This window comes from Microbacterium sp. Leaf320, assembly GCF_001423485.1.
Classification (GTDB): Bacteria; Actinomycetota; Actinomycetes; order Actinomycetales; family Microbacteriaceae; genus Microbacterium.
In genome coordinates, this window is record NZ_LMOD01000003.1 from 323,375 (window position 1) to 345,120 (window position 21,746).

General features: G+C 67.7%; 24 protein-coding genes and 2 tRNA genes. 9 read left to right on the plus strand and 17 right to left on the minus strand.

Going from position 1 to position 21,746, the window contains the following annotated elements; translation table 11 throughout:
• The first annotated feature begins 148 nt into the window (after nt 1–148).
• The 5 genes from pstS (at nt 149) to ASF63_RS11485 (ending at nt 5,328) form a co-directional block, all read left to right on the plus strand.
• Complete coding sequence (gene pstS / locus ASF63_RS11465; protein ID WP_056513847.1) at nt 149–1,249, plus strand: phosphate ABC transporter substrate-binding protein PstS; 1,101 nt, start codon at nt 149–151, stop codon at nt 1,247–1,249.
• 126 nt (nt 1,250–1,375) lie between these two features.
• Entirely contained in the window at nt 1,376–2,344 is a 969-nt protein-coding gene (gene pstC, locus ASF63_RS11470) for a phosphate ABC transporter permease subunit PstC (RefSeq protein WP_056513850.1), read from the plus strand.
• A 1-nt stretch (nt 2,345) separates the two neighbouring features.
• Nucleotides 2,346–3,455: a phosphate ABC transporter permease PstA gene (pstA, locus tag ASF63_RS11475; protein WP_056513853.1), complete on the plus strand. Its 1,110-nt coding sequence runs from the start codon at nt 2,346–2,348 to the stop codon at nt 3,453–3,455.
• Nucleotides 3,456–3,490: 35 nt separating this feature from the next.
• Nucleotides 3,491–4,270: a phosphate ABC transporter ATP-binding protein PstB gene (pstB, locus tag ASF63_RS11480; RefSeq protein WP_056513856.1), complete on the plus strand. Its 780-nt coding sequence runs from the start codon at nt 3,491–3,493 to the stop codon at nt 4,268–4,270.
• Between the two features lie 221 nt (nt 4,271–4,491).
• Nucleotides 4,492–5,328 (plus strand): type IV toxin-antitoxin system AbiEi family antitoxin domain-containing protein, encoded by an 837-nt coding sequence (locus ASF63_RS11485; protein WP_056513857.1) that lies wholly within the window; start codon nt 4,492–4,494, stop codon nt 5,326–5,328.
• 107 nt (nt 5,329–5,435) lie between these two features.
• Here the strand turns inward: ASF63_RS11485 and ASF63_RS11490 are convergent, their stop codons facing one another.
• The 4 genes from ASF63_RS11490 to sigK form a co-directional block, all read right to left on the minus strand.
• On the minus strand, nt 5,436–6,320 hold the full coding sequence (locus tag ASF63_RS11490) for an aminodeoxychorismate lyase (protein ID WP_056513860.1): 885 nt from the start codon (nt 6,318–6,320) through the stop codon (nt 5,436–5,438).
• Between the two features lie 174 nt (nt 6,321–6,494).
• Nucleotides 6,495–7,124, minus strand: a complete 630-nt coding sequence (locus ASF63_RS11495; RefSeq protein WP_056513863.1) for a hypothetical protein — start codon at nt 7,122–7,124, stop codon at nt 6,495–6,497.
• Nucleotides 7,125–7,152: 28 nt separating this feature from the next.
• Nucleotides 7,153–7,980: an anti-sigma factor domain-containing protein gene (locus ASF63_RS11500; protein ID WP_056513867.1), complete on the minus strand. Its 828-nt coding sequence runs from the start codon at nt 7,978–7,980 to the stop codon at nt 7,153–7,155.
• The gene (gene sigK / locus ASF63_RS11505; protein WP_200934014.1) at nt 7,977–8,576 is read right to left on the minus strand and encodes an ECF RNA polymerase sigma factor SigK; all 600 of its coding nucleotides are present in this window, start codon (nt 8,574–8,576) and stop codon (nt 7,977–7,979) included. The genes ASF63_RS11500 and sigK overlap by 4 nt, the downstream gene beginning before the upstream one ends.
• A gap of 223 nt (nt 8,577–8,799) precedes the next feature.
• Here sigK and ASF63_RS11510 point away from each other — a divergent pair, with 223 nt between their 5' ends.
• The 3 genes from ASF63_RS11510 (at nt 8,800) to ASF63_RS11520 (ending at nt 10,316) form a co-directional block, all read left to right on the plus strand.
• On the plus strand, nt 8,800–9,456 hold the full coding sequence (locus ASF63_RS11510; protein WP_056513869.1) for a fasciclin domain-containing protein: 657 nt from the start codon (nt 8,800–8,802) through the stop codon (nt 9,454–9,456).
• 130 nt (nt 9,457–9,586) lie between these two features.
• Nucleotides 9,587–9,659: transfer RNA gene (locus ASF63_RS11515), tRNA-Lys, on the plus strand.
• A gap of 108 nt (nt 9,660–9,767) precedes the next feature.
• Complete coding sequence (locus tag ASF63_RS11520) at nt 9,768–10,316, plus strand: type 1 glutamine amidotransferase domain-containing protein (RefSeq protein ID WP_056513872.1); 549 nt, start codon at nt 9,768–9,770, stop codon at nt 10,314–10,316.
• Between the two features lie 28 nt (nt 10,317–10,344).
• Here ASF63_RS11520 and ASF63_RS11525 read toward each other — a convergent pair whose 3' ends face one another.
• Nucleotides 10,345–10,866: a CGNR zinc finger domain-containing protein gene (locus ASF63_RS11525; RefSeq protein WP_056513875.1), complete on the minus strand. Its 522-nt coding sequence runs from the start codon at nt 10,864–10,866 to the stop codon at nt 10,345–10,347.
• Nucleotides 10,867–10,891: 25 nt separating this feature from the next.
• Here ASF63_RS11525 and ASF63_RS11530 point away from each other — a divergent pair, with 25 nt between their 5' ends.
• Entirely contained in the window at nt 10,892–11,092 is a 201-nt protein-coding gene (locus tag ASF63_RS11530; RefSeq protein ID WP_056513877.1) for a hypothetical protein, read from the plus strand.
• A 4-nt stretch (nt 11,093–11,096) separates the two neighbouring features.
• Here ASF63_RS11530 and ASF63_RS11535 read toward each other — a convergent pair whose 3' ends face one another.
• From ASF63_RS11535 to ASF63_RS11590, 12 genes are all read right to left on the minus strand, one after another.
• Entirely contained in the window at nt 11,097–11,624 is a 528-nt protein-coding gene (locus ASF63_RS11535; protein ID WP_056513880.1) for a DUF1697 domain-containing protein, read from the minus strand.
• The gene (locus ASF63_RS11540; RefSeq protein ID WP_056513883.1) at nt 11,621–12,202 is read right to left on the minus strand and encodes an isochorismatase family protein; all 582 of its coding nucleotides are present in this window, start codon (nt 12,200–12,202) and stop codon (nt 11,621–11,623) included. The genes ASF63_RS11535 and ASF63_RS11540 overlap by 4 nt, the downstream gene beginning before the upstream one ends.
• 133 nt (nt 12,203–12,335) lie before the next feature.
• Nucleotides 12,336–12,411 (minus strand) — tRNA-Thr (locus ASF63_RS11545).
• 51 nt (nt 12,412–12,462) lie between these two features.
• Nucleotides 12,463–14,019: an alpha/beta hydrolase gene (locus ASF63_RS11550; RefSeq protein ID WP_056513886.1), complete on the minus strand. Its 1,557-nt coding sequence runs from the start codon at nt 14,017–14,019 to the stop codon at nt 12,463–12,465.
• Nucleotides 14,016–15,173, minus strand: coding sequence for a DNA polymerase III subunit delta' (locus tag ASF63_RS11555; protein ID WP_056513889.1), 1,158 nt, complete (start codon nt 15,171–15,173; stop codon nt 14,016–14,018). The genes ASF63_RS11550 and ASF63_RS11555 overlap by 4 nt, the downstream gene beginning before the upstream one ends.
• 68 nt (nt 15,174–15,241) lie before the next feature.
• The gene (gene tmk, locus ASF63_RS11560) at nt 15,242–15,871 is read right to left on the minus strand and encodes a dTMP kinase (RefSeq protein ID WP_056513893.1); all 630 of its coding nucleotides are present in this window, start codon (nt 15,869–15,871) and stop codon (nt 15,242–15,244) included.
• A 29-nt stretch (nt 15,872–15,900) separates the two neighbouring features.
• Nucleotides 15,901–18,753 carry a type I DNA topoisomerase gene (gene topA / locus ASF63_RS11565; protein WP_056513897.1) on the minus strand — a complete coding sequence of 951 codons (2,853 nt, stop codon included), beginning with the start codon at nt 18,751–18,753 and terminating at the stop codon, nt 15,901–15,903.
• 98 nt (nt 18,754–18,851) lie between these two features.
• Nucleotides 18,852–19,181, minus strand: coding sequence for an Rv3654c family TadE-like protein (locus ASF63_RS11570; RefSeq protein ID WP_056513900.1), 330 nt, complete (start codon nt 19,179–19,181; stop codon nt 18,852–18,854).
• Nucleotides 19,182–19,209: 28 nt separating this feature from the next.
• Complete coding sequence (locus ASF63_RS11575) at nt 19,210–19,554, minus strand: TadE family type IV pilus minor pilin (protein ID WP_056513902.1); 345 nt, start codon at nt 19,552–19,554, stop codon at nt 19,210–19,212.
• On the minus strand, nt 19,554–19,751 hold the full coding sequence (locus ASF63_RS11580; RefSeq protein ID WP_082478079.1) for a DUF4244 domain-containing protein: 198 nt from the start codon (nt 19,749–19,751) through the stop codon (nt 19,554–19,556). The genes ASF63_RS11575 and ASF63_RS11580 overlap by 1 nt, the downstream gene beginning before the upstream one ends.
• A 51-nt stretch (nt 19,752–19,802) precedes the next feature.
• Nucleotides 19,803–20,675 carry a type II secretion system F family protein gene (locus tag ASF63_RS11585; RefSeq protein WP_056513907.1) on the minus strand — a complete coding sequence of 291 codons (873 nt, stop codon included), beginning with the start codon at nt 20,673–20,675 and terminating at the stop codon, nt 19,803–19,805.
• 17 nt (nt 20,676–20,692) lie between these two features.
• The gene (locus tag ASF63_RS11590) at nt 20,693–21,706 is read right to left on the minus strand and encodes a TadA family conjugal transfer-associated ATPase (protein ID WP_056513910.1); all 1,014 of its coding nucleotides are present in this window, start codon (nt 21,704–21,706) and stop codon (nt 20,693–20,695) included.
• Nucleotides 21,707–21,746 lie beyond the last annotated feature (40 nt).

Below are 21,746 nucleotides of genomic sequence, written 5' to 3' on the forward strand. Positions count from 1 at the left end.
CACGAGTGCGCGCCTGGGGTGCACCCCAGAGAGACGCGCGCCGTTCACCTTCCGTTCACCTGCGCGGGAGAGTCTCGTTAACCGCCGCACATAGCGTCACTGTGTGCCCTGCACCGGGCCCCACCCATCCAAGATCGAAGGATCCACAGTGWAGATCTCCCGAATCGCACGAATCGGCGCCATCGGCGCCGTCGCCGCTCTCGCACTCGCCGGCTGTGCCGCGAACGAAGGCGGCACGGGCTCCACCGACGCGCCGAGCGAGTCGACCCTCTCCGGCACCATCGAGGCCACCGGCGCCTCCTCGCAGGAGGCCGCGCAGCAGTCCTGGGTCGCCGCATTCCAGACCGCCAACCCCGACACCACGGTGAACTACACCGCGACGGGTTCGGGCACCGGCCGCGAGAACTTCATCGCCGGCTCCTCCAACTTCATCGGATCCGACCGCGCGTTCAACGCCGACGAGATCGCCGCCGGCGGCTTCGGCTCCTGCACCTCCGACGAGATCGTCGAGATCCCCGTCTACATCTCGCCCGTCGCCGTCGCCTTCAACCTCGAGGGCATCGACGAGCTGAACCTCGATGGCGAGACCATCGCCAAGATCTTCTCGGGCGCCATCACCAACTGGAACGACGCCGCCATCGCCTCGCAGAACGAGGGCGTCGATCTGCCCGACCAGGCGATCGTGCCCGTGCACCGCGCGGACGCGTCGGGCACGCAGGAGACCTTCACCAAGTACCTCAGCGCCGTCGCTCCGGACGTCTGGACCTACGAGGCAGCCGACGAGTGGCCGCTGTCGACCGGTGAGGCCGGAGACGGCACCTCGGGCGTCGTCGACGCGATCACCAACGGTGTCGGCTACATCGGCTTCGCCGACGCGTCGCGCACCGCGGACCTCGGTCAGGTCGCCGTCGAGGTCGAGGGCGAGTACGTCGCGTACTCCGCCGAGGCCGCCGCAGCGCTCGTCGAGGCGTCGCCGCTCGAGGAGGGTCGCTCGGACCACGACCTCGCGTTCGCCGTCGACCCGGCCGCAGCCCCCGCCGGTTCTTACCCGATCGCGCTCGTCTCGTACCTCATCGGCTGCGTCGAGTACGACGACGCCGAGACCGCAGGCCTCGTGAAGGCGTACTTCGAGTACGTCGCATCGGCCGAGGGCCAGGATGCCGCAGCCGAGGCCGCCGGCAGCGCGCCGATCTCGGACACCCTGCGCGACCAGATCAACACGGCGATCGACGCGATCGTCACGGAGTGACCGACGGCTCAGCCCATAGCTGAGCCCCGGTCCGACGCCCCCGGGTGTCGGTCGTAGGACAAGACCGACACCCGGGGGCACCCGCATGAAAACCCCGAAAGTCCCTCAGAGCCTGGAGTCGCTCCGATGACCACAACCTCAACGGGTCCCGATACCACCCGTTCCACCGGGACGCGCCCCAAGCTGCGCCGACGGGGTGACCTCGTCTTCTCGGGCACCGCTCTGGCAGCGGGAATCATCATCCTCGTCACGCTCGCAGCGGTCGCCGTCTTCCTCATCGTGCAGGCGATCCCGGCTCTGTCGGCCGACACCTCGAACAACCACATCCTCGAGGGCCAGTCGTTCCTCTCGTGGGTCTGGCCCTTCGTCTTCGGAACGCTGTGGTCGAGCCTCATCGCGCTCGTCATCGCCGCACCGATCGCGATCGGAATCGCGCTCTTCATCTCTCACTACGCCCCGCGCCGGCTCGCCGGATTCCTCGGCTACATCATCGACCTTCTGGCCGCCGTGCCGTCGGTCGTCTTCGGCCTCTGGGGTGCCCTCACCTTCGCACCGATGCTCGTGCCCTTCTACAAGTGGCTCAACACCAACCTCGGCTGGATCCCGATCTTCGGCGGAACGCCCTCGGGCACCGGAAAGACGATCCTCACGGCATCCCTCGTGCTCGCGGTGATGATCCTCCCGATCATGACCGCGATCTGCCGCGAGGTGTTCCTCCAGACCCCGAAGCTGCACGAGGAGGCCGCGCTCGCGCTCGGCGCGACGCGCTGGGAGATGGTGCGGATGGCCGTGCTCCCCTTCGCACGCAGTGGAATGGTCTCAGGCGCCATGCTCGGCCTCGGCCGCGCGCTCGGCGAGACCATGGCCGTGACGCTCGTGCTCTCGCCTCTCGGCATCATCACGTTCAACCTGATCAACCCGGAGAACCCCACGACGATCCCGGCGATCATCGCGCTGCGGTTCCCCGAGGCCCACGACGAAGGCGTCAACACGCTCATCGCGGCGGGTCTGATCCTCTTCATCGTCACCTTCGCGGTCAACTTCGTGGCCCGCTGGATCGTCTCGCGCCGCGCCGAGTTCTCGGGAGCCAACTGACATGACCGCCACACTCACTCCCTCACCGTCGCCCTCGTCGGTCGTCGCCCCTGTGCACACCACTTCGGCGGGCCATCTGCCCAAGTGGGCACCGTGGGCGCTGCTGCTGGTCGCGTTCGTCATCTCCGCGACGATCTTCGCCTTCATGAACGCCGGCGGCGACCCGGCCGACTTCAACATCGCCCTCACGCTCGTGGTCGGCCTCGTGTTCTACATGGTGCTCATCTTCGTGATCTCCACTGTGGTCGAGAGCCGCCGCCACGCGATCGACCGACTCATGACCGCGCTCGTGTCCGGCGCCTTCGTGGTCGCGCTCCTCCCCCTCATCTCGCTGCTCTACACGGTGGTCGTCAACGGCCTCATGCGGTTCGACGGCGAGTTCTTCAGCTTCTCGATGCGCAACATCGTGGGCGAGGGCGGCGGTGCCGTCCACGCCATCTACGGAACGCTGCTGATCACTCTCGGCGCAACCATCATCTCGGTGCCGATCGGCCTGATGACCTCGATCTATCTCGTCGAGTACGGCGAGGGCCGCAAGCTCGCGCGGGGCATCACGTTCCTCGTCGACGTCATGACCGGCATCCCCTCGATCGTCGCCGGTCTGTTCATCTACTCGGTGTTCGCGCTCATCGTCGGACCGGGAACGCGAATGGGCATCATGGGCTCCCTAGCGCTCTCGGTGCTGATGATCCCGGTCGTCGTGCGCGGATCCGAAGAGCTGCTGCGCATCGTCCCGAACGAGCTCCGCGAAGCGGCCTACGCGCTCGGTGTGCCGAAGTGGCTGACGATCCTCAAGGTCGTGCTGCCCACCGCGATCGCCGGAATCCTGACCAGCATCATGCTGGCCATCTCGCGCGTCATCGGCGAGACCGCGCCGCTGCTGCTCACCGTCGGAGTCGTCCAGGGCATGAACCTGAACATGTTCGGCGGCCAGATGGCGACGCTACCCGTGTTCTCGTACATGCAGGCGAAGTACCCCGGCATCCCGGTCGATGCCTACCTCGACCGGGCATGGGCCGCCGCCCTCACCCTGATCGTCATCGTGATGGTGCTGAACCTGGTGGCACGCATCATCGCCAAGGTGTTCGCCCCCAAGATCAACGGCCGCTGAGCCGTCATACCCGACTGAACCAAAGGATCCCTCTCGTGTCCAAGAGCATCGAAGTCAACGACCTCAACGTCTACTACAGCGACTTCCTCGCCGTCGAAGGCGTCAGCATCGACATCAAGCCCAACACCGTCACGGCATTCATCGGCCCGTCCGGCTGCGGCAAGTCCACGTTCCTGCGCACCCTCAACCGCATGCACGAGGTCATCCCCGGCGCTCGCGTCGAGGGCGAGGTGCTGATCGACGGCAAGAACCTCTACGGCGCCGGCGTCGACCCCGTGCTCGTGCGCCGCCAGGTCGGAATGGTGTTCCAGCGTCCGAACCCGTTCCCCACGATGTCGATCAAGGAGAACGTGCTCGCGGGCGTCAAGCTCAACAACACGCGAATGGCGAAGAGCGATCAGGACGCCCTGGTCGAGAAGTCGCTGCGCGGCGCCAACCTCTGGAACGAGGTCAAGGACCGTCTCGACCGTCCCGGCTCCGGCCTTTCGGGCGGACAGCAGCAGCGTCTGTGCATCGCCCGCGCGATCGCCGTCTCACCCGACGTGATCCTGATGGACGAGCCCTGCTCGGCTCTTGACCCGATCTCGACCTTCGCGATCGAGGAGCTCATCGCCGAGATCAAGACCCAGTACACGGTCGTCATCGTGACGCACAACATGCAGCAGGCCAGCCGCGTCTCCGACAAGACGGCGTTCTTCAACATCGCCGGCACCGGCAAGCCGGGCAAGCTCATCGAGTACGACGACACCCGCACGATGTTCACCACCCCGTCCGTGCAGGCCACCGAGCACTACGTCTCGGGTCGCTTCGGATAAGCATCCCCCCTCCTTCCTTCTGCTCCCTGGAAAACCCAGACCATCGCGTCCCACGACCGCGTGTCGACTCCTCGACGCGCGGCTCGGTAGGCCGACGGTCTGGGTTTTCCCGTCGATGACCGGGCCTGCACTTCTGGAGGCCCGGATGCGCCATCCACAGAACATGGGAGAACACAGGATTTCTCAGGTCGGCGACGACGGCGATCACCCATCGTCTTCGGATGACGTTCACCCGAGCGGAGTCCGCCCTCCGCACACTCGGCCGCATGGCGCGCACCGCTGAGCTGAAACGTCTGGGGGTGACCGAGTCCGAACTCACCAGGGCCGTGAGATCGGGGGAGGTTGTCCGGCCCCGCCAAGGCGTGTACGCGCTCGCTGGCACTCAGGACCGCATCGTCCACGCAGCCTCGCACGGCGGCACGGTCGGATGCTGCACCGCGGGACTTCTGCACGGTCTCTGGATCCTCGAGACACCGCCGAAATGCCATGTCTGGATGGGGACGGCCGGAACACCGCGCTCTTCCTGCGAGGACTGCCACATCCATTGGGACGAGGGAAAAGTCGCCGTCGGCGCGCCACCGCCGGTCCGGAACGTACTTCTGCAGATCTCACAGTGCGCGTCGGAGGACACGTTCTTCGCGGCATTGGAGTCGGCGCTTCGGCAGTCGCTGCTTCGAGTCGGGGATCTGACGTGGCTCGTGGCGCATCTCCCGGTCGCGATGAGGTGGCTCGTCGCCTTCGCACGAGCGGATGCCGACAGCGGACTGGAGTCGCTCCTCCGTCTCGGGCTGCACCGGCTCGGCATAGAAGCCCGGCCTCAGGTGTGGATCGCCGGCGTGGGAGAGGTGGACTTCGTCGTCGGAGCGCGCCTGATCATCGAAGCCGATGGACGCGCGAACCACGACGGCGAGGATCTGAGGGCGAAGGATCTTCAGCGAGACGCGGCCGCAGCCGCACGGGGTTATCAGACCCTACGTTTCACCTACGGGATGATCGTGCACGATTGGCAGGCGGTTGTCGATGCGATCCAGGGTGCGCTGCTCCAGGACGGGCATTGATGAGAGGGGAATCCCAGAGCGATGGCCGTCACCCCGGCATGTCGTCCGGCGCCACACCGCTGAGGACGCGGATGATCTGCGTTTTCCGAGGGCGAGCGGGGCGAAGGTCAGTCGCGAGGCGAGAGCAGGTATCGGTTCAGCTCGGCCGTGAGGGCGTGATCGACCGGCAGCTCGACGCCGTCGATGGCGGTGATCGGAGCGGCGAGCCGGACGCTCGAAACCAGCCAGGCGGCATCCGCACGAGGAAGATCGGATGCCGGGACCTGCCCGTACTCGACCTCGAGACCGCGGCCGGCGAGGTATTCGTAGACACTGAGCTGGGTCGTGCCGTGCAGGATGCCACCGTTCGGTGCTGGCGTGACGAATCGGTCGCCGAGGCGCAGGATCAGCGAGGCGGTCGGCGCCTCGAGCACGAAGCCGTCGCGGGAGAGGAAGATCGCGTCGTCGGCGCCTCGCCGGTGTGCTTCGCGCAGCGCGGCCATGTTCACCGCGTACGAAAGGGTCTTGGCTCCCAACAGCAGCCACGGCGCGTTCTCGGCGACGTCGAGATCGTATCCGCGGTCGAGCGTGACGACGCGGATCCCCCGTTCCCGCACCTCGGAGAAGTCGGATGCCGGTGCAGCGGTGACCCACGCGGTCGGGGTGGGCCCGTGCTCGACGCCTCTGCTGAGGATGAGCTTGATGACGTACTCGCCCTGTTCGCAGTGGCCGGCCGCCTGCTCGATGGCCTGTCGCCACTGGGCCTGGTTCGGCAGCGGCAGGTCGCAGAGCTGCGCAGAATGCGCCAGCCGCTCGAGATGAGGGATGACCTCCTGCGCGTGCCCGTCGACGACGCCGATCGATTCGAAGACGCCGTCACCGCGCTGGGTACTCAGCTCCCCCACGCTCAGTGCGGGTGCTGCCGCGTCGACGAGCGTGAAGGTGTCGGCGAAGTCGGAGCGGTCCGCATCCGCAGCAGCCGGATCGATCATCAGAGCAAAGCGCCGGGTCATGCTCCGAGCCTAGACTCCCGGGAATAGCCGCAGTGCGATCTTGTTACAATGGAATGGCCGGGCCGCATAACCCCGGGCTCCAAAATTTGCCGCTATGAGCGGCCTTCCGCCGAGAGGCGTTCTTGCGGCCCGGTCTTTTCATGTCCGCGAACGGATCCGCACGGCCGGTCCGGCTCAGGCGAGCGCATCCGTTCGCCACAGCACCGCCGACGCCGACAGGTCCTGCGCGTAGCTGCTGAGCCGCAGCGCCCTGGTCGTGAGTTCGCTGGCGCGCGAAGGCTCGGTCGGCTCGTAGTCGTCCGCGGTGTGCGTGGCACCCGATGCCTGCACACGGCAGAACGCCGCGGCCCGGTCGAGGGCGACCGCGAAGTCGCCACGGAACGCGCCACGGAGGATCGTGTCGATGAGGGCGACGAGCTCGTCGGGATTCGCCGGTACCGGGGCTCCGGCGACCACCGAGTCGACGGAGCTCAACTCGACCCGACCGCGCTCATAGAGCAGCGCCGCCGTCTGCGGATCGCTGTGGATGGCGAGCTGCAGCAGGTAGAGGCGCCACAGCGCGCCCGGCAGCGTCCGCGCGGGCGCCTTGGACCACAACTCGGCGATCTCGTCGATACCGTGCTCGGCGGTGAAGGCGACGAGACGGTCCGCGCTCACACCGCTCTCATCCGCTCGCACCCGTGCGAGCAGGGCGGTTGCTGTCGCGTGTGCGACTCGCGTCTCTTCCGCAGGGTCGTGAGTGCCGACGATGTTGTCGAAAGCACTGGTGGGTCGGCGTACAGGACGCGAGAACTGCTCGGGCATCAGTCCAGGGTACGCGTGATCGACGACGTCAGGCGGTGGGGATGACGACCACCGGGTCGGTCGTCGGCAGCCCGGACGGCGAACCCCCGGCCTTCTCCACGGTGACGGCGATCACGTCGCCGGCATGCATCTCGCCGTCGAGCACCGCGGTCGCCGCTCCGTCATCGACAGCGAACACGCCGGCCGGGATCGGAGTCTCACCTCGGACGTACCAGAGCTCATACGTCTCACCCTCGGACAGCGCGGGTACGCCGTCGGTCACGAGCACGGATTTTCCGAGCGACGCCGACCAGTGCGCGGTGGCGGTGCCCCCGCCCTCGAGCGGAACACTGGCTTGCTGCGCGTCGCCGGAGGCCTGGATGTCCTGCAGCGCGATCACGCTCGCGGGACGATTCAGGTACTCGTTGACGGCCACAGCACCGACGCCGACACCGACGAGCAGTGCGAGGCACGCTGCGAGTGCGAAGAGGATCCGCAGGCGGTGCGCCGGAGCCTTCGGGCTCGCCTCGCCGCGGATCGATGAGGGCTGCGTGGAGATGACAGGAGCGACATCCGGTGCTGACTCCGCATCCGGCGCCGACTCGGGCAGAGCGTCCGGCGCCGAACCCGTCACGATCACATCGCCGCTCTGCGGCGTCACCGCGATGCGTGCGAGGAGGGCTGCGCGGATGTCGGGCGAGGGAACTGTCGGAGCGACACCGGTGGAGAGGAACGCCGCACTGTCGGCATCCTCATCGGCGATGCGCTGCCACTCAGGGTGCGCGGCGAGCGCCGCGTGATAGCGCTGCTGATCATCGGGCGACAGCGCATCGAGTGCTGCTCCCGCCGCGAGTTCCGCGAATTCCTGCTCGTTCATGCTGTCACCCCCATGGCTGTCCTCAGGCGCGAGAGCCCATCTCGCATCCGTGTCTTGATCGTCCCCAGCGGTGCCCCCACGAGCACCGCGACTTCATTTTGACTGTATCCGCCGTAATAGGCCAGGACGAGAGCTTCGCGCTGTGCCTCGGGAAGACCCGAGAGAGCATTCACGACCTTCTCGCCCTCGATGCCCAGCTCGACCGTTTCCGCGACACTGTCGTGCGCGACCCCGATATCCCTGAACCCGGCCCGTACGTCTCTGTCCGCGCTGGACTGGGACGCCCGTACCCGGTCGACCGCACGACGGTGCGCGATCGTCATCACCCAGGTTCTTCCCTGCCCCTTGTTCGGAGCGAACTTGGAAGCGGATTGCCAGATCTCCAGAAAAACTTCCTGAAGCACCTCTTCGCTCTGCGAGCGGTTGACGAGCACACGGAGGATGAGACCGAACACCCTCGAGGAGAGCGAGTCGTAGAGCTCCGCGAATGCGCGCTGATCACCGTCGCCGATGCGAACGAGCAGGTCAGCGACAGCATCCTTTGCCGTACCGTCTTCGGGTACGTCCATCCCATCGATGACCATCTCTACCAGCATGCCGCATCCACATTGCTTTCTCGTGCAGCCGCCGCCCGAAAGTGACGGAATCGAGTCCTCTTAAGTGCTGTTCGTCGAAAGCTGTTCGCAGCAGCCCTCGAAACGGATTGGGTCGGAGGGATCCGGAAAATCTTTTGAACTTTCTCCCATCCGATCTCCGGGGGGCTCCGAACAGCTGTCAACGCCACGGAGAGGCCGTGGCACAGTTCTGAAGGAGCTCGAGATGTTCAGCACCAAGAAGAAGGTCACCGCAGCGATCACCCTCGGCCTTGCGAGCGCATTCCTGCTCTCCGCATGTTCCATGGGTGGAACCACCGACGAGCCGTCGGAGTCGATGGCACCGGAGTCGTCCGAGACGACCGCTCCCGAGACGATGGATCCCGCCGCGGACCTCGTCGGCCCCGGTTGCGCCGCATACGCAGAGGCAGTGCCGGATGGCGCAGGTTCGGTCGAGGGCATGGCTCTTGACCCGGTCGCCACCGCCGCATCCAACAACCCGCTGCTCAAGACCCTGGTCGCCGCAGTCAGCGGCCAGCTCAACCCCGATGTCAACCTCGTCGACACGCTGAACGGTGACGAGTTCACCGTCTTCGCTCCGGTCGATGACGCCTTCGCGAAGATCGACCCCGCCACCATCGAGGCTCTCAAGACCGACAGCGCCACGCTGAGCTCGATCCTGACGTACCACGTGGTCCCCGGCCAGATCGCCCCCTCTGACATCGATGGCACCCACGCCACCGTTCAGGGCGCTGACCTCGAGGTCACCGGCAGCGGCGACTCGCTGATGGTCAACGACGCGAACGTCATCTGCGGTGGCGTCAAGACCGCCAACGCCACCGTGTACCTGATCGACTCGGTGCTGATGCCCCCGGCTGAGTAAGCCATGGGATGCCGAGGCAGGACTCGGCACACACCATCTCGCCACTCAGGGGGAGGACGGTGAGATGGAGAAGGAGCCGCTGGCGACACGTCGTCAGCGGCTCCTTCTTTGCGCCCTAGACTGGAGGGGCGGGCCTCTAGCTCAGTTGGCAGAGCATCGGACTTTTAATCCGCGGGTCGTGGGTTCGAGCCCCACGGGGCCCACCGTTATCATCGCCGCGTCCATCCGGCCACCCCCTTCACGGCATCCGCCCCGTGCGAGAGTGTCGAGTCATCCCCACCGGGACCTCCACCTCCACGAAAGGACGCATCATGGCGACTCTCACCGACAGCCGAGTGGCATTCCTGGCCACGGACGGATTCGAGGACAGCGAGCTGACCAGTCCGTGGGAAGCAGTGCAGAGCGAGGGCGCGAGCGCCACACTGATCGCACCTGAAGGACTGCAGATCACCGGGAAGAACGGTCACGTCCAGCATGTCGACCTCACCTCGGACGCCGCGAAGGCCGACGAGTTCGACGCGCTCGTGCTTCCGGGCGGCGTGGTGAACGCCGACCACCTGCGGCTCGACAAGCCGTCGATCGACCTCGCCCGCTCATTTTTCGAGCAGCACAAGCCCGTCGCCGTCATCTGCCACGGCGCCTGGATCCTGATCGAGGCCGGCGTCGTCGACGGACGCACCCTGACGAGCTACCCGAGTCTCGCGACAGATCTCCGCAACGCCGGAGCGACCTGGGTCGACGAAGAGGTCGTGGTCGACGAGGGCCTGGTCTCGAGCCGCACCCCCGACGACCTGCCCGCGTTCAACGCCAAGCTGATCGAAGAGGTCGCCGAAGGACGTCACGCCGAGCAGACCGCGTGATCTGAACCGAGAACCCGGCGGTCCGGAGTCAGGAGCCCGCGCGCGCCCTGTGACGCCGGACCGCCGCCCTGTTCGAACAGCGCACCGAGCAGAAGCGCTGCCTGCCGTTGCGCGTCACGTCCACGACGACGTTCGTGCACGGCGAGGCCTCGCAGCGTCCGAGGCGATCCATGCCTCGCGTGACGAGGTGCAGCGACGTGCCGACCGCGAAGATCGCCCGCAGTACGTACGGCAGTGACTGCACGTCGTCTCGGTAGTGCAGGTGCCAGCCCTCGCCGTCATGGTTCGTCAGGCGCGGATAGGCCGCGGCCTTCGCCATCTGCGCGTTGAGCACCTCGGCTCTGGCCGCGGGGTCCCGCTCGTCGACGATCTGCAGCCAGTCGTCGACGACTTCGCGGACGCGCTCATGGTCGTCGGGTGCAGGCGGGAACGTCATCGTCATGCCCATCTGGAGCGTTCTCTCCTCGATGCCGGCGCGATCGACGGGAAAGTCGTCGGCGAGCGATGCGGCCAGCAGCACCGCATACTCGCCGTAAGGGTTGAGATGCATAAGGCCATTACATCACGCTGGATGCATGACCTCACTGCACACCCTCCCGATCCCCCGTCAGACCGCCCCCGCGCACGAGCACTCCTGGCTCGTCGACTCACGGCATCCGACCAGCGAGGGCATCGTCCTCTACGTTCGCTGCGGCGGATGCGGCACGCGCAGGGTGGATCTCCAGGCTCACCCGCAGGTGCCGCCGGCTGCCCTCAGCCGAGAGACCTCGGGCTGAGCGCTCATGCGGTCAGCTCGGCGAGCTTCCTGACGGTTCGGAGGTTGCGCGCCGTGCCGGCGACACCGAGCGCGCGGTCGAGGACGGCTTTCGTGAGCTTCGTGCTGTGCACACCACCCTCGGCGTAGTCGATCCACAGGTCGTCGCCGACGAGCGCGATCCGCTCCCCCGGCACGAGACGCTGCTGCAGCGTCTCGACGGCCCCGGCGGCTGCCGGACCCTCGAGGAACATCGCGTGCAGCAGCTTCTCGGTCGCACCGCTGAAGGGGTGCGACTGCAACGCCCGCACGAGCGCCTCGTGCGTCCGCAGGATCACCGGAGTGTCGACGCCGAACTCGCGGGCGATGAGCGCGCGGACCTCCGCACAGGCGGATGCCGGATCGTGCGGATGCTCGCACAGGATGTTCCCGCTCGCGATGTAGGTCGACACCTCGCCCAGTACCGGGACCAGCGCCTCACGCAGCTCTGCCATCGGAACTCGATTGCGCCCGGAGACGTTGACCGCACGCAGCAGGAGCGCGCTGCGCGTCACGCAGCGCCGCTCTCGACGAGCACGGCGCCCGCGTGGGCGAGCTCGGCGAGCGCCGCCTCGCTCGGCTCGGGAGCGACGCCTGCGATCAGATCCGTGAGGATCCGCACCTGCACGCCGTGCGCGATCGCGTCGAGAGCGGATGCTCGGACGCAGTGATCGGTGGCGATCCCGACCACATCGGCGGTGAGCACGCCCGCACCCGTCAGGATCGCTCCGACGGTGTCGCCCGCCTCGGTCGTCCCCTCGAACATCGAATAGGCCGGCACCCCCTGCCCCTTCTGCACGTGGTGCGTGACGGCATCCGTGACCAGCAGCGGGTCGTACTCGGCCCCTGGCGTCCCGGCGACGCAGTGCGCGGGCCAGGTGTCGACGAAGTCAGGGCTGTCGGCGAAGTGCCCCCCGTTGTCACCCGAGGCATCGTGCCAGTCCCTCGAGGCGACGATCACGTCGTACTCGCCGGCATGCGCGGCGAGGAAGGAGGACACGGCCGATGCGACGGCATCGCCGCCGACCACGGCCAGCGCACCGCCTTCGGTGAAGTCGTTCTGCACATCGACGATCAGAAGCGCTCTGCTCATGTCTCGAGGGTACGCCGAGAGGGACGCACTGTGGCTCCGCGCATGCCGCGTCCGGCGACTGTGGCGGGTCTGGAGTGCGTGTCGCACAGGGAACCAAAAGGCCCTGTGATGCTGTTCACATCACAGGGCCTGCTGGAGCCGCTTGTCAGAATCGAACTGACGACCTTTTCATTACGAGTGAAATGCTCTGCCGACTGAGCTAAAGCGGCGCGATCATCGATATTACCCGTTCCGGGGCCGCACCGCGAATCGAGCCCGAATCACTCGCAGCGGAGGCCGTCTTCGGGCACGACGTCGTCGAGGAGGAAGGCCTCCACAGCACTGTCGACGCACGTGTTGCCCTTGTTGTACCCGGTGTGGCCTTCGCCGACGCGGGTGATCAGAACGCCCTCTTCGAGCTGGTCTGCAAGCGACTCGGACCACTCGTACGGCGTCGCCGGATCGTTGGTCGTGCCGACGACGAGGATGGGCCCTGCACCCTCTGCCGTGATCTCGCCTCGGGTGCCGGTGGGCGGGTACGGCCACACCGAGCAGGAGTCGGGACCGTTCCAGTAGGGGGCGATCGTCGGTGCGCCCGCGGCGATCTTCGCCATGGTGTCGGCCTCGGCCGCCGGGTCGTCCTCGACCGGATAGTCCATGCAGTTGTACGCGCGGAACGCCTCACTCGAGTTGTCGAGGTAGGTGCCGTTCTCCCGACCGTTGTAGAAGTCGGCGAGGAAGAACGCTGTCGTCGGGTCACCCTGGAGGGCCTCATCGAATGCCTGCGTCAGGTAGGTCCAGCTGTCGGCCGAGTACAGCGCGGCGATGATGCCGGTCATCAGCGCATCGGCGCCCAGCATGCGTCCGTCGCCGTTCTCGAGGGGCGACGCGTCGACGCTCGCGAGCAGTGCACCGAGGTCGGCCATCGCCTCATCGACCGAACCGTTGAACGGGCACTCACCCGAATCCAGGCAGTCCTGCATGTAGGCGCGGAGCGCGGACTCGAAGCCGATCGCCTGGGTCGCTCCGACGTCGAGACCTGATACCGCCGGGTCGATGGCGCCGTCGAGCACGAGGCGCCCCGCCTTCTCGGGATACAGATCGGCGTAGGTCGCACCGAGGAAGGTCCCGTACGAGTAGCCGAGATAGTTCAGCTGCTTGTCGCCGAGCACCGCGCGGATCAAGTCCATGTCTCGCGCCGCATTGATGGTCGTGACGTAGGGCAGGATGCCGCCGCTGTTCGCCTCGCACGCGTCGGCGAACTCCTTGTGCGCCTGCAGCAGTTCGGCCTCCCACTCGGCACTCCCCCGCGGAGCGGTGGGGATCGTGTAGAGATAGTCGTCCATGCCCGCCGCATCGAAGCAGGTGACGGCGCTCGACTGTCCGACGCCGCGCGGGTCGAACCCGATCACGTCGTAGTTCTGGATCAGGTCGGCACCGACGGCGAAGTCCAGACTGTCGCGGACCAGCTCGACGCCGCTGGCACCGGGACCTCCCGGGTTGGTCAGCAGCGACCCCTGCGACGTGCCCTCCGCCTGGTGACGCACGACCGACAGGGTGATCTCGCCCTCTCCGGGGTTCTCCCAGTCGAGTGGGGCGGTCACGTCGGTGCAGTCGAAGCCAGTGCCGCACTCGGTCCAGCTGAGCGTCTGCCCGTAGAAGGGGAGCAGGTCTTCTGCGACACCCTCTGTGTCCGGAGCGTTGGTCACCGACGGCTTCGGCTCAGCCCCCTCGGGGATCATCGCGTACAGGCAGCCGGAAAGTGCCACGGAGGCCGCGGCGAGCCCGGCGATCACCGCGACAGCGCGTCGGATGCGGGAAGTCGGTCGAGTGTTCACGGTGTCCTCCCGCTCGTGACAGTCACGAGCAAGCTCTCGAGGGCGAGCAGCGGTGCGACGTTGCGCTCCAGCGACTGGCGGGTGTCGGCAAGGTGGTCGAGTACGACAAGCGTACGGGTCTCGGGCCAGGCGGCCGCCAGCGCCGCCAGTTCTTCGCGGAGCTCGCGGTTGATCAGCTCGTCGTTCCGACCGAACTGCAGCATGACCACGTCGCGGAAGAGCGACTGCAGGTCGGTCAGCACCCTGTCGATCCCGTCGCGCAGGCTGCGGGTCGCACGCTTCTTCTGATCGTCTTCGAGCGCGGAGATCTGGGAACGCAGAGCAGGGGGCACGGCCTGGCCCTCGGCGATGCCGACCGTGCGCAACAGGCTCGCGCGCTCGGCCGCATCGCGTTCGGCGGTGAGCGCCTTGGCATCGTCGGTGGCTGCCTGGATGATGCGCCCGGCGACCTCGACCGCGTCACTGACGCCGCGGACTCCCAGCACCGATCGCAGGGTCTCGTCACGACGTCTGCGGGCCGCGTCGTCGGTGGCCAGACGCTGAGCCATGCCGATGTGGCGTTGCGCGTGACGAGCGGCCTGTTCGGCCACGACCTCGTCGACACCCGTGCGGAGCGTGATCAGCCGCGCCACGTCTGCGACGTCGGGCTCGCGCAGTCGCAGCGAGCGCACGCGAGAGCGGATCGTCGGCAGCAGATCGGCCTCGCTGGGCGCGCAGAGGATCCAGACGGTCTGCTCGGGCGGCTCCTCGAGTGCCTTCAGGAGGACGTTGGAGGTGCGCTCGACCATGCGATCGGCGTCTTCGACCACGATCACTCGGTAACGGCCGGCAGACGGTGCGAAATAGGATCGCTCGACCAGGGCACGGGCCTCGGCGATCGTGATGATGACCTTGTCGGTGCGGAGGGCAGTCACGTCGGGATGCGTACCGGCGAGCACCTGACGCATCGCCGCCTCGTCGTCGGGGTGATCGGCGACCAGAGCGGCCGCGAAGGCGTGGGCGAGGGTGGAGCGCCCCGAGCCGGGAGGCCCGGTGATCAGCCACGCATGCGACAGAGCAGTCGGATCGGATGCCGCGTTGCGCAGCGTCTCGACGGCGGCGTCCTGCCCCCACACATCGGCCCACGGGAAGGGGGCGGCGACAGTCTGGGGCATGGACTCAGCCTAATCGGGAGCACGGACGTGCGCGTCACTCCCGGGTGATGCGAAGAGCCTGAGAGCTCTCAGCCGAGGAGGGCCGCGACGCGCTCGCGGATCTGCGCGGCGATCGCCTCGGGAGTCGCCGACGCGTCGACGACGAGGAATCGATCGGGCTCGGCCGCCGCCAGGGCGAGGAAGGATTCACGGACACGCGCGTGGAACTCGGTCTTCTCTGCCTCGAGCCTGTCGAAGGGCTTGTCCGCAGAGTCGAGACGCACGCGAGCGGACTCGGGATCGAGGTCGAGCAGAACCGTGAGGTCGGGCAAAGCCCCCTCGGCGGCCCACAGCGAGAGGTTGCGGATCTCATCGCCGTCGAGCACGCGGCCAGCACCCTGATAGGCCACGGACGAGTCGAGGTAGCGGTCCTGAAGCACGGCCTCGCCTCGGGCCAGCGCGGGTCGGACGACCGTGGCCACGTGGTGCGCGCGGTCTGCCGCATACAGCAGGGCCTCCGCACGCGGAGCGATGTCGCCTCGATGGTGCAGCACGATGTCGCGGATCAGCTGACCGACCTCCGACCCTCCGGGCTCGCGAGTGCGCACGACAGTTCGGCCTGCGCCGCTCAGCCACTCTCCGAGAAGCTCGGCCTGTGTGGTCTTGCCTGAGCCGTCTCCGCCTTCGAGCGTGATCCAGACACCGGATTCCGACGTCACGAACCGGCCTTCACTTCGACTCGCTCCGCTCACTCAGTACGACGCTTCGCGGCGTTCGCGGCGCGGGTCGCCGCCGCCTTCTTGGCTGCCGCGGAGCGCGCGGCGGCCTTCTCGGCATCCGTCGCGGTCTTCTTGGCTGCAGGTTTCTTGGCTGCGGGCTTCTTGGCGGGGGCCTTCTTCGCTGCGGGCTTCGCAGGAGCCTTCTTCGCCGCAGGCTTCTTCGCCGCGCCCCGCTTGGGAGCAGGACCCTTAGCCCGCTTGTCCGCCAGCATCTGCACGGCGGTCTCGAACGTGATGTCCTCGACCTTCTGGCCTCGCGGGATCGTCACGTTGGTCTCGCCATCGGTGACGTATGCACCGAAACGGCCGTCGCGGATGCGGATCGGCTTTCCGCTGACGGGGTCGGCCTCGAACTCGGCGAGCGCACTCGACGCACGGCGGGAACCTGCCCCGTATTTGGGCTGCGCGTAGATCTCGAGGGCCTTCTCGAGGGTCACGTCGAAGATCTGCGATTCGCTCTCGAGCGACCGGGAGTCGGTGCCCTTCTTGAGGTACGGACCGAAGCGGCCGTTCTGCGCGGTGATCTCGTCGCCGGTCTCGGGGTCGTTGCCGACGACGCGCGGCAGGCTGAGCAGCTGCAGTGCGGTATCGAGCTCGATCGTGTCCACCGACATCGAACGGAACAGCGAGGCGGTGCGCTGCTTGGGCGCTGCGGCCTTCTTCGCTCCGCGCTTCGGCTTGGGCGCTTCGACGACCTCGCCGGTCGCCTCGTCGACGGCGGCGTCTTCGGACACCGGGTCGTTCTCCTGCACGTAAGGACCGAACCGGCCGTCCTTGACGACGACGATCTTGCCGTTGTCGGGGTTGGTTCCGAGCACGCGATCGCCGGCGACCGGAGCATCGATGAGCTCCTGCGCCTTGGCCGCCGTGAGCTCGTCGGGCGCGAGGTCTTCGGGCACGTTGACGATGCGCGGCTTCTCGTCCGGGGCCTCGGGGTTCGCGACCTCGAGGTAGGGGCCGTACTTGCCGAACCGCAGAGTCGCGTTATCGGTGATCGGCGTCGAGTTCAGAGCACGGGCGTCGATCTCGCCGAGGTTGTCGACGACCTGACGGAGTCCGACGTGCGAGTCGGACCCGTAATAGAAGGAGCGCAGCCATTCGACGCGCTTCTGCTCGCCACGGGCGATCGCATCGAGGTCGTCTTCGAGTGCGGCGGTGAAGTCGTAGTCGATCAGGTCGGCGAAGTGCTCCTCGAGCAGACGGACGACGCTGAACGCGAGCCAGGTCGGCACGAGTGCCTGGCCGCGCTTGGTCGCGTACCCACGGTCGATCACGGTGCCGATGATGCTGGCGAACGTCGAGGGACGCCCGATGCCGTGCTCTTCGAGCGCCTTCACCAGCGACGCCTCGGTGTAGCGCGGCTTCGGCGTCGTGCGGTGGCCCTTGGCCTCGGACTCAGACATGCGCAGCTCGTCGCCGACAGCGACGATCGGGAGCGACTGGTTCTCGTCGGCGTCCTTGTCGTTGCGCTTCTCGTCGCGGCCTTCTTCGTACGCCTCGAGGAAACCCTTGAAGGTGTAGACGGTTCCGGATGCCGTGAATTCCGCCTTCTGCCCTGCGGCATCGACGGCGATCGTGACCGTCGTCGTCTCGTACTTGGCATCGGCCATCTGGCTCGCGACGGTGCGCTTCCAGATGAGGTCGTAGAGGCGGAACTCCTCGCGGTCGAGCTCGGACGACACGGACTTCGGCGTGCGGAAGGTCTCTCCCGACGGGCGGATCGCCTCGTGCGCCTCCTGCGCGTTCTTGCTCTTCGACTTGTAGACGCGCGGCTTGAGCGGCACTGCGGTGTCGCCGTAGAGCGCGACGGCCTGGCTGCGGGCCGCCTGCACCGCCTGGGTGCTCAGCGCCACGGAGTCGGTACGCATATAGGTGATGTAACCCTTTTCGTACAGACGCTGGGCGACGCTCATCGCCTGCTTGGCGCTCATCGAGAGCTTGCGCCCCGCCTCCTGCTGCATCGTGGAGGTCGTGAACGGCGCGTACGGGCTGCGGGTTCCGGGCTTCGCCTCGACCTTGGTCACCGCACCGGTGCCTGCCGCATCGACCGCGTGGGCGAGCGCCGCGGCCTTCTTCTCGTCGAGGATGACGACGGCCTTCTTGAGCTTTCCGTCGTCGTCGAAGTCCGTGCCACGGGCGAGCTGGCCGCCGTCGACGCGAACAAGGCGCACCTTGAATCCGGAAGACGACGAGGCGAGCGCCTCGACGTCCCAGTATTCGGCGGAGACGAACGCCATGCGCTCGCGTTCGCGCTCGACGATCATGCGGGTGGCGGCGGACTGCACGCGTCCGGCCGAGAGTCCGGTCTTGACCTTGTACCAGAGCACGGGCGAGACGTCCCAGCCATAGAGCCGGTCGAGGATGCGGCGGGTCTCCTGCGCGTCGACGAGGTCGATGTCGAGTTCGCGGGTGTTGCCGATGGCGGCCTGGATCGCGTCCTTGGTGATCTCGTGGAAGACCATGCGCTTGACGGGCACCTTGGGCTTGAGGGTCTCGAGCAGGTGCCACGCGATGGCCTCGCCCTCGCGGTCCTCATCAGTTGCGAGCAGGAGCTCGTCGGCGGTCTTGAGCGCGCGCTTGAGCTCGGCGACGGTCTTCGTCTTGCGATCGGAGACCACGTAATAGGGGTCGAAGTCGTTGTCGACGTCGATCGAGTACTTCCCGTATGCCTGCTTGTCGGCGGCAGGGATGTCCTTCTTGTCTGCGAGGTCGCGGATGTGGCCGACAGAGCTGAGCACCTCGTAGCCATCGCCGAGGTACCCCTGAATCGACCGCATCTTCGTCGGAGACTCGACGATGACGAGCTTCTTGCCTTCAGCCAAGGGAGCGTCCTTTCTTCGAAGCACACCATACACACCGCCGTGATGGGTTGGTCACAGTGGTCGCCTGCATTTTCGCCGGAAAGTGCTTCGTGCCGCCGTCATGTCCCCTCGGGTGGCCCAGCACGGGCTCGGGAGACGGCAGCGAGTCCAGCGTACGCCGCGTTCACCTGCACGGTCGCCACGAAGCCGTCGACCGCGCACTCGGTGAGCGTCGCGCCGGAGGCGGCTGCGACCCGAGCGGCAAGCGCGCACGGATCCTCGCCGGTCGGAATCGCGCCGCTCGCGGCGTCCGCCGCCGCGAGCGCCGCCGCATCGGCCGCCCCGGCCGCGCGCTGCGCCGTCACCGCCGCTCCCCCGACGGCTGCGAGGCCCAGCGAGAGAGCGGCGGCGACCGACAGGAGACCGGCGGCGAGTGCTGAGCCCGCCATCAGCCCTCCCCCTCCGAGGGCCTGCGCATCACAGCCCTCCGGCGAGCGCGCAGCTGGACGCCTGCAGCCCGATCCTGATGAGCCCGCCCACCTCGAAGTCCGTCTGCGCGGATACGCACACGAGATCTCCGGACGAACTCGTCGACATCTCGGCTCCCGGGACGGCCGTGCTCACGGCCCGCGCCGCGGCCCCCTCATCTTCTCCTCGGCCGAGCAGGCGTGCGGCATCCGCCGTCGCGTCCTGAAGGGCGACCTGACGGGAGGCAGCTCCCAACGCTCCCGCCCCGAGCAGCAGTGCGAGGACGACCGCGGGAAGCGCGAGCGCGAGTTCGGCCGCGACGGAGCCGCGTTCCCCGTCGCGGACGGCGCCCATCACGACACCGTGAGTGCCCGGCGGACGAGGTCGGTGAGTATGCCGCGCACCTCGTCCGATCTCATGATGACGACGAGGAGGCCGGCGAAGGCCACCGCTGCCATCGTCGTGATCGCGTACTCGGCGGTGGCAGCGCCACTGTCGTCGCCGAAGAGCGACGCTGCACGGCTGCGGGTGAGTTGCGGGATGGTGTTCATGGATTCCTTCTTTCTTTGGGCAGATGCTCGGAGCATCCGGTGGCGCGGCCGTCACAGCGGCAGCGGTGTCGATCGGAGGACGCTCAGCAGGAGAGGGGCGACCCCGAGCAGGAGGAAGGCCGGCAGCGTGCAGACCCCGAGCGGAATGAGGAGCTTCGTCGAGAGCTTCGCCGCGCGCATGCGGCCCTCGACGCGGGACGCGTGGCGTTCCTGGCCCGCGGAGGCACGGAGGAGCTCGGCGGCGGGCACGCCGGCGGAGCGCGACAGGTCGAGAACCGAGCTGATTCGAGCGCCATCCCCCATGTGCGATGCGGGACTCTCGTCGACGAGCCGCAGGGCGCGTGGGATGGAGGCGCCGCCGGACAGGGCGACGGCCATGAGCTCTGCCCGCATTCCGGGAGTGCCCGGTTCGGGACGAGCACGCCTGAGCAGACGGGCGGTCCACCCGCGCGCCGCGAGGACGAGCAGCAGACCGGCGACGACGCAGCCCGCGCCGGCCGGAGTTCCGATGATCACGCCGACCGTGTCGAATCCGAGAGCGAACCCGAGCAGCAGTCCGGCGAACGGCATCCAGAGGAGCAACCGGGCGGTGCCGGCCGGCTCGGCCAGGGCGATGCGCACATCATCGGCGGCGGATGCCGCGTCGCGAAGCGTCTCGGCGATCATCCTCAGCACCTCTGCGAGCGGAGCCCCGACGATCGTCGCCACTTCCCACGCAGCGGCGATATCCCGCCAGGAGCCGCCCTCGGCGTCGATCGCGGCGACCAGCGACGCACCCGCGTCGACTCGAGCGACGATCGACTCGGCGTGGACGTCGCCGATCGAGGCGAGATGACGCCACGCGACCACGGGCACCGCGCCCGCCTGCAGCAGCACCGCGAGGGTCTGCACCGACGTCGCCGTGTCTGCGCCGGTGGAGAGCACGCCCCGCCGTCGCAAGCTCACCACGGTCGGACCTCGTCGATACCGAGGCGGTCGCCGATGAGCGTGAACTCCCCCGCCTGTGCGATGCGTCGCTGCCCACCCGGCGCTCGCTCGAGATGCAGGACCACGGTGAACGCGCTCACCGCCTGGCGCGCGAGCGCCGTGGCGTCCATCGAGGCGAGGGCGCCGAGCGCCTCCAAGCGCGCGGGCACATCGCTCAGTCCGCTGGCGTGCAGGGTGCCTGCGCCGCCGTCATGTCCGGTGTTCAGCGCGGTGAGGAGCTCTCTGACCTCCTCACCCCGACATTCGCCGACGACGAGCCGGTCGGGTCTCATGCGCAGCGATTCACGCACGAGTCTCGCCAGGCTGATGCCGCCCGCACCCTCGAGATTCGGTTGCCTGGCCTCGAGCGCGACATGGTGTGGATGCCGCGGCCGCAGCTCGGCCACGTCTTCGATCGTGACGATGCGCTCAGCGGTCGGCACCTCCGACAGCAGCGCTGACAGCAGAGTCGTCTTGCCCGTGCCCGTGCCCCCGGTGATGAGGATGTTCGCGCGCTCCGCCACGAGCCTCCGAAGCCAACGGTGCTGACGAGCGTCGAAGGAGCCGAGCGCAGCCAGCGCCTCGAGGTCGGCTGCGCGCACCCGCGGCACGCGGATCGAGAGCGCCGTGCCCGTCGTGGAGATCGGTGCCAGCACCGCGTGCACCCGGATGCCGGACTCCAGCCTCACGTCGACGCACGGCGCCTGATCGTCGAGGTGTCTGCCACCGAGCCCGACGAGTGCGACGGCGAGGTCGCGCGCCTCGCGCTCGGATGCACTCCAATCGCGGACGGGTTCGGAGCCGTGACCGCGATCGACGAAGAGTCCGGAGGCGCCGTTGACGAAGATGTCGGTGACCGTCTCATCGGCGCAGTGCTCCGCGAGCGGGCCGAACACCGGGTCGACCGTCAGGGGTGTGTGCGCGCCGGAGCGGAGATCTGCGCTCCGCGACGAGACACCGCGTGGTTGGAGGACGAAAGGATCGGGCATCCCCCGAAAGTAGGCGAGGGGTCAGCCCTGCATCCGCCGT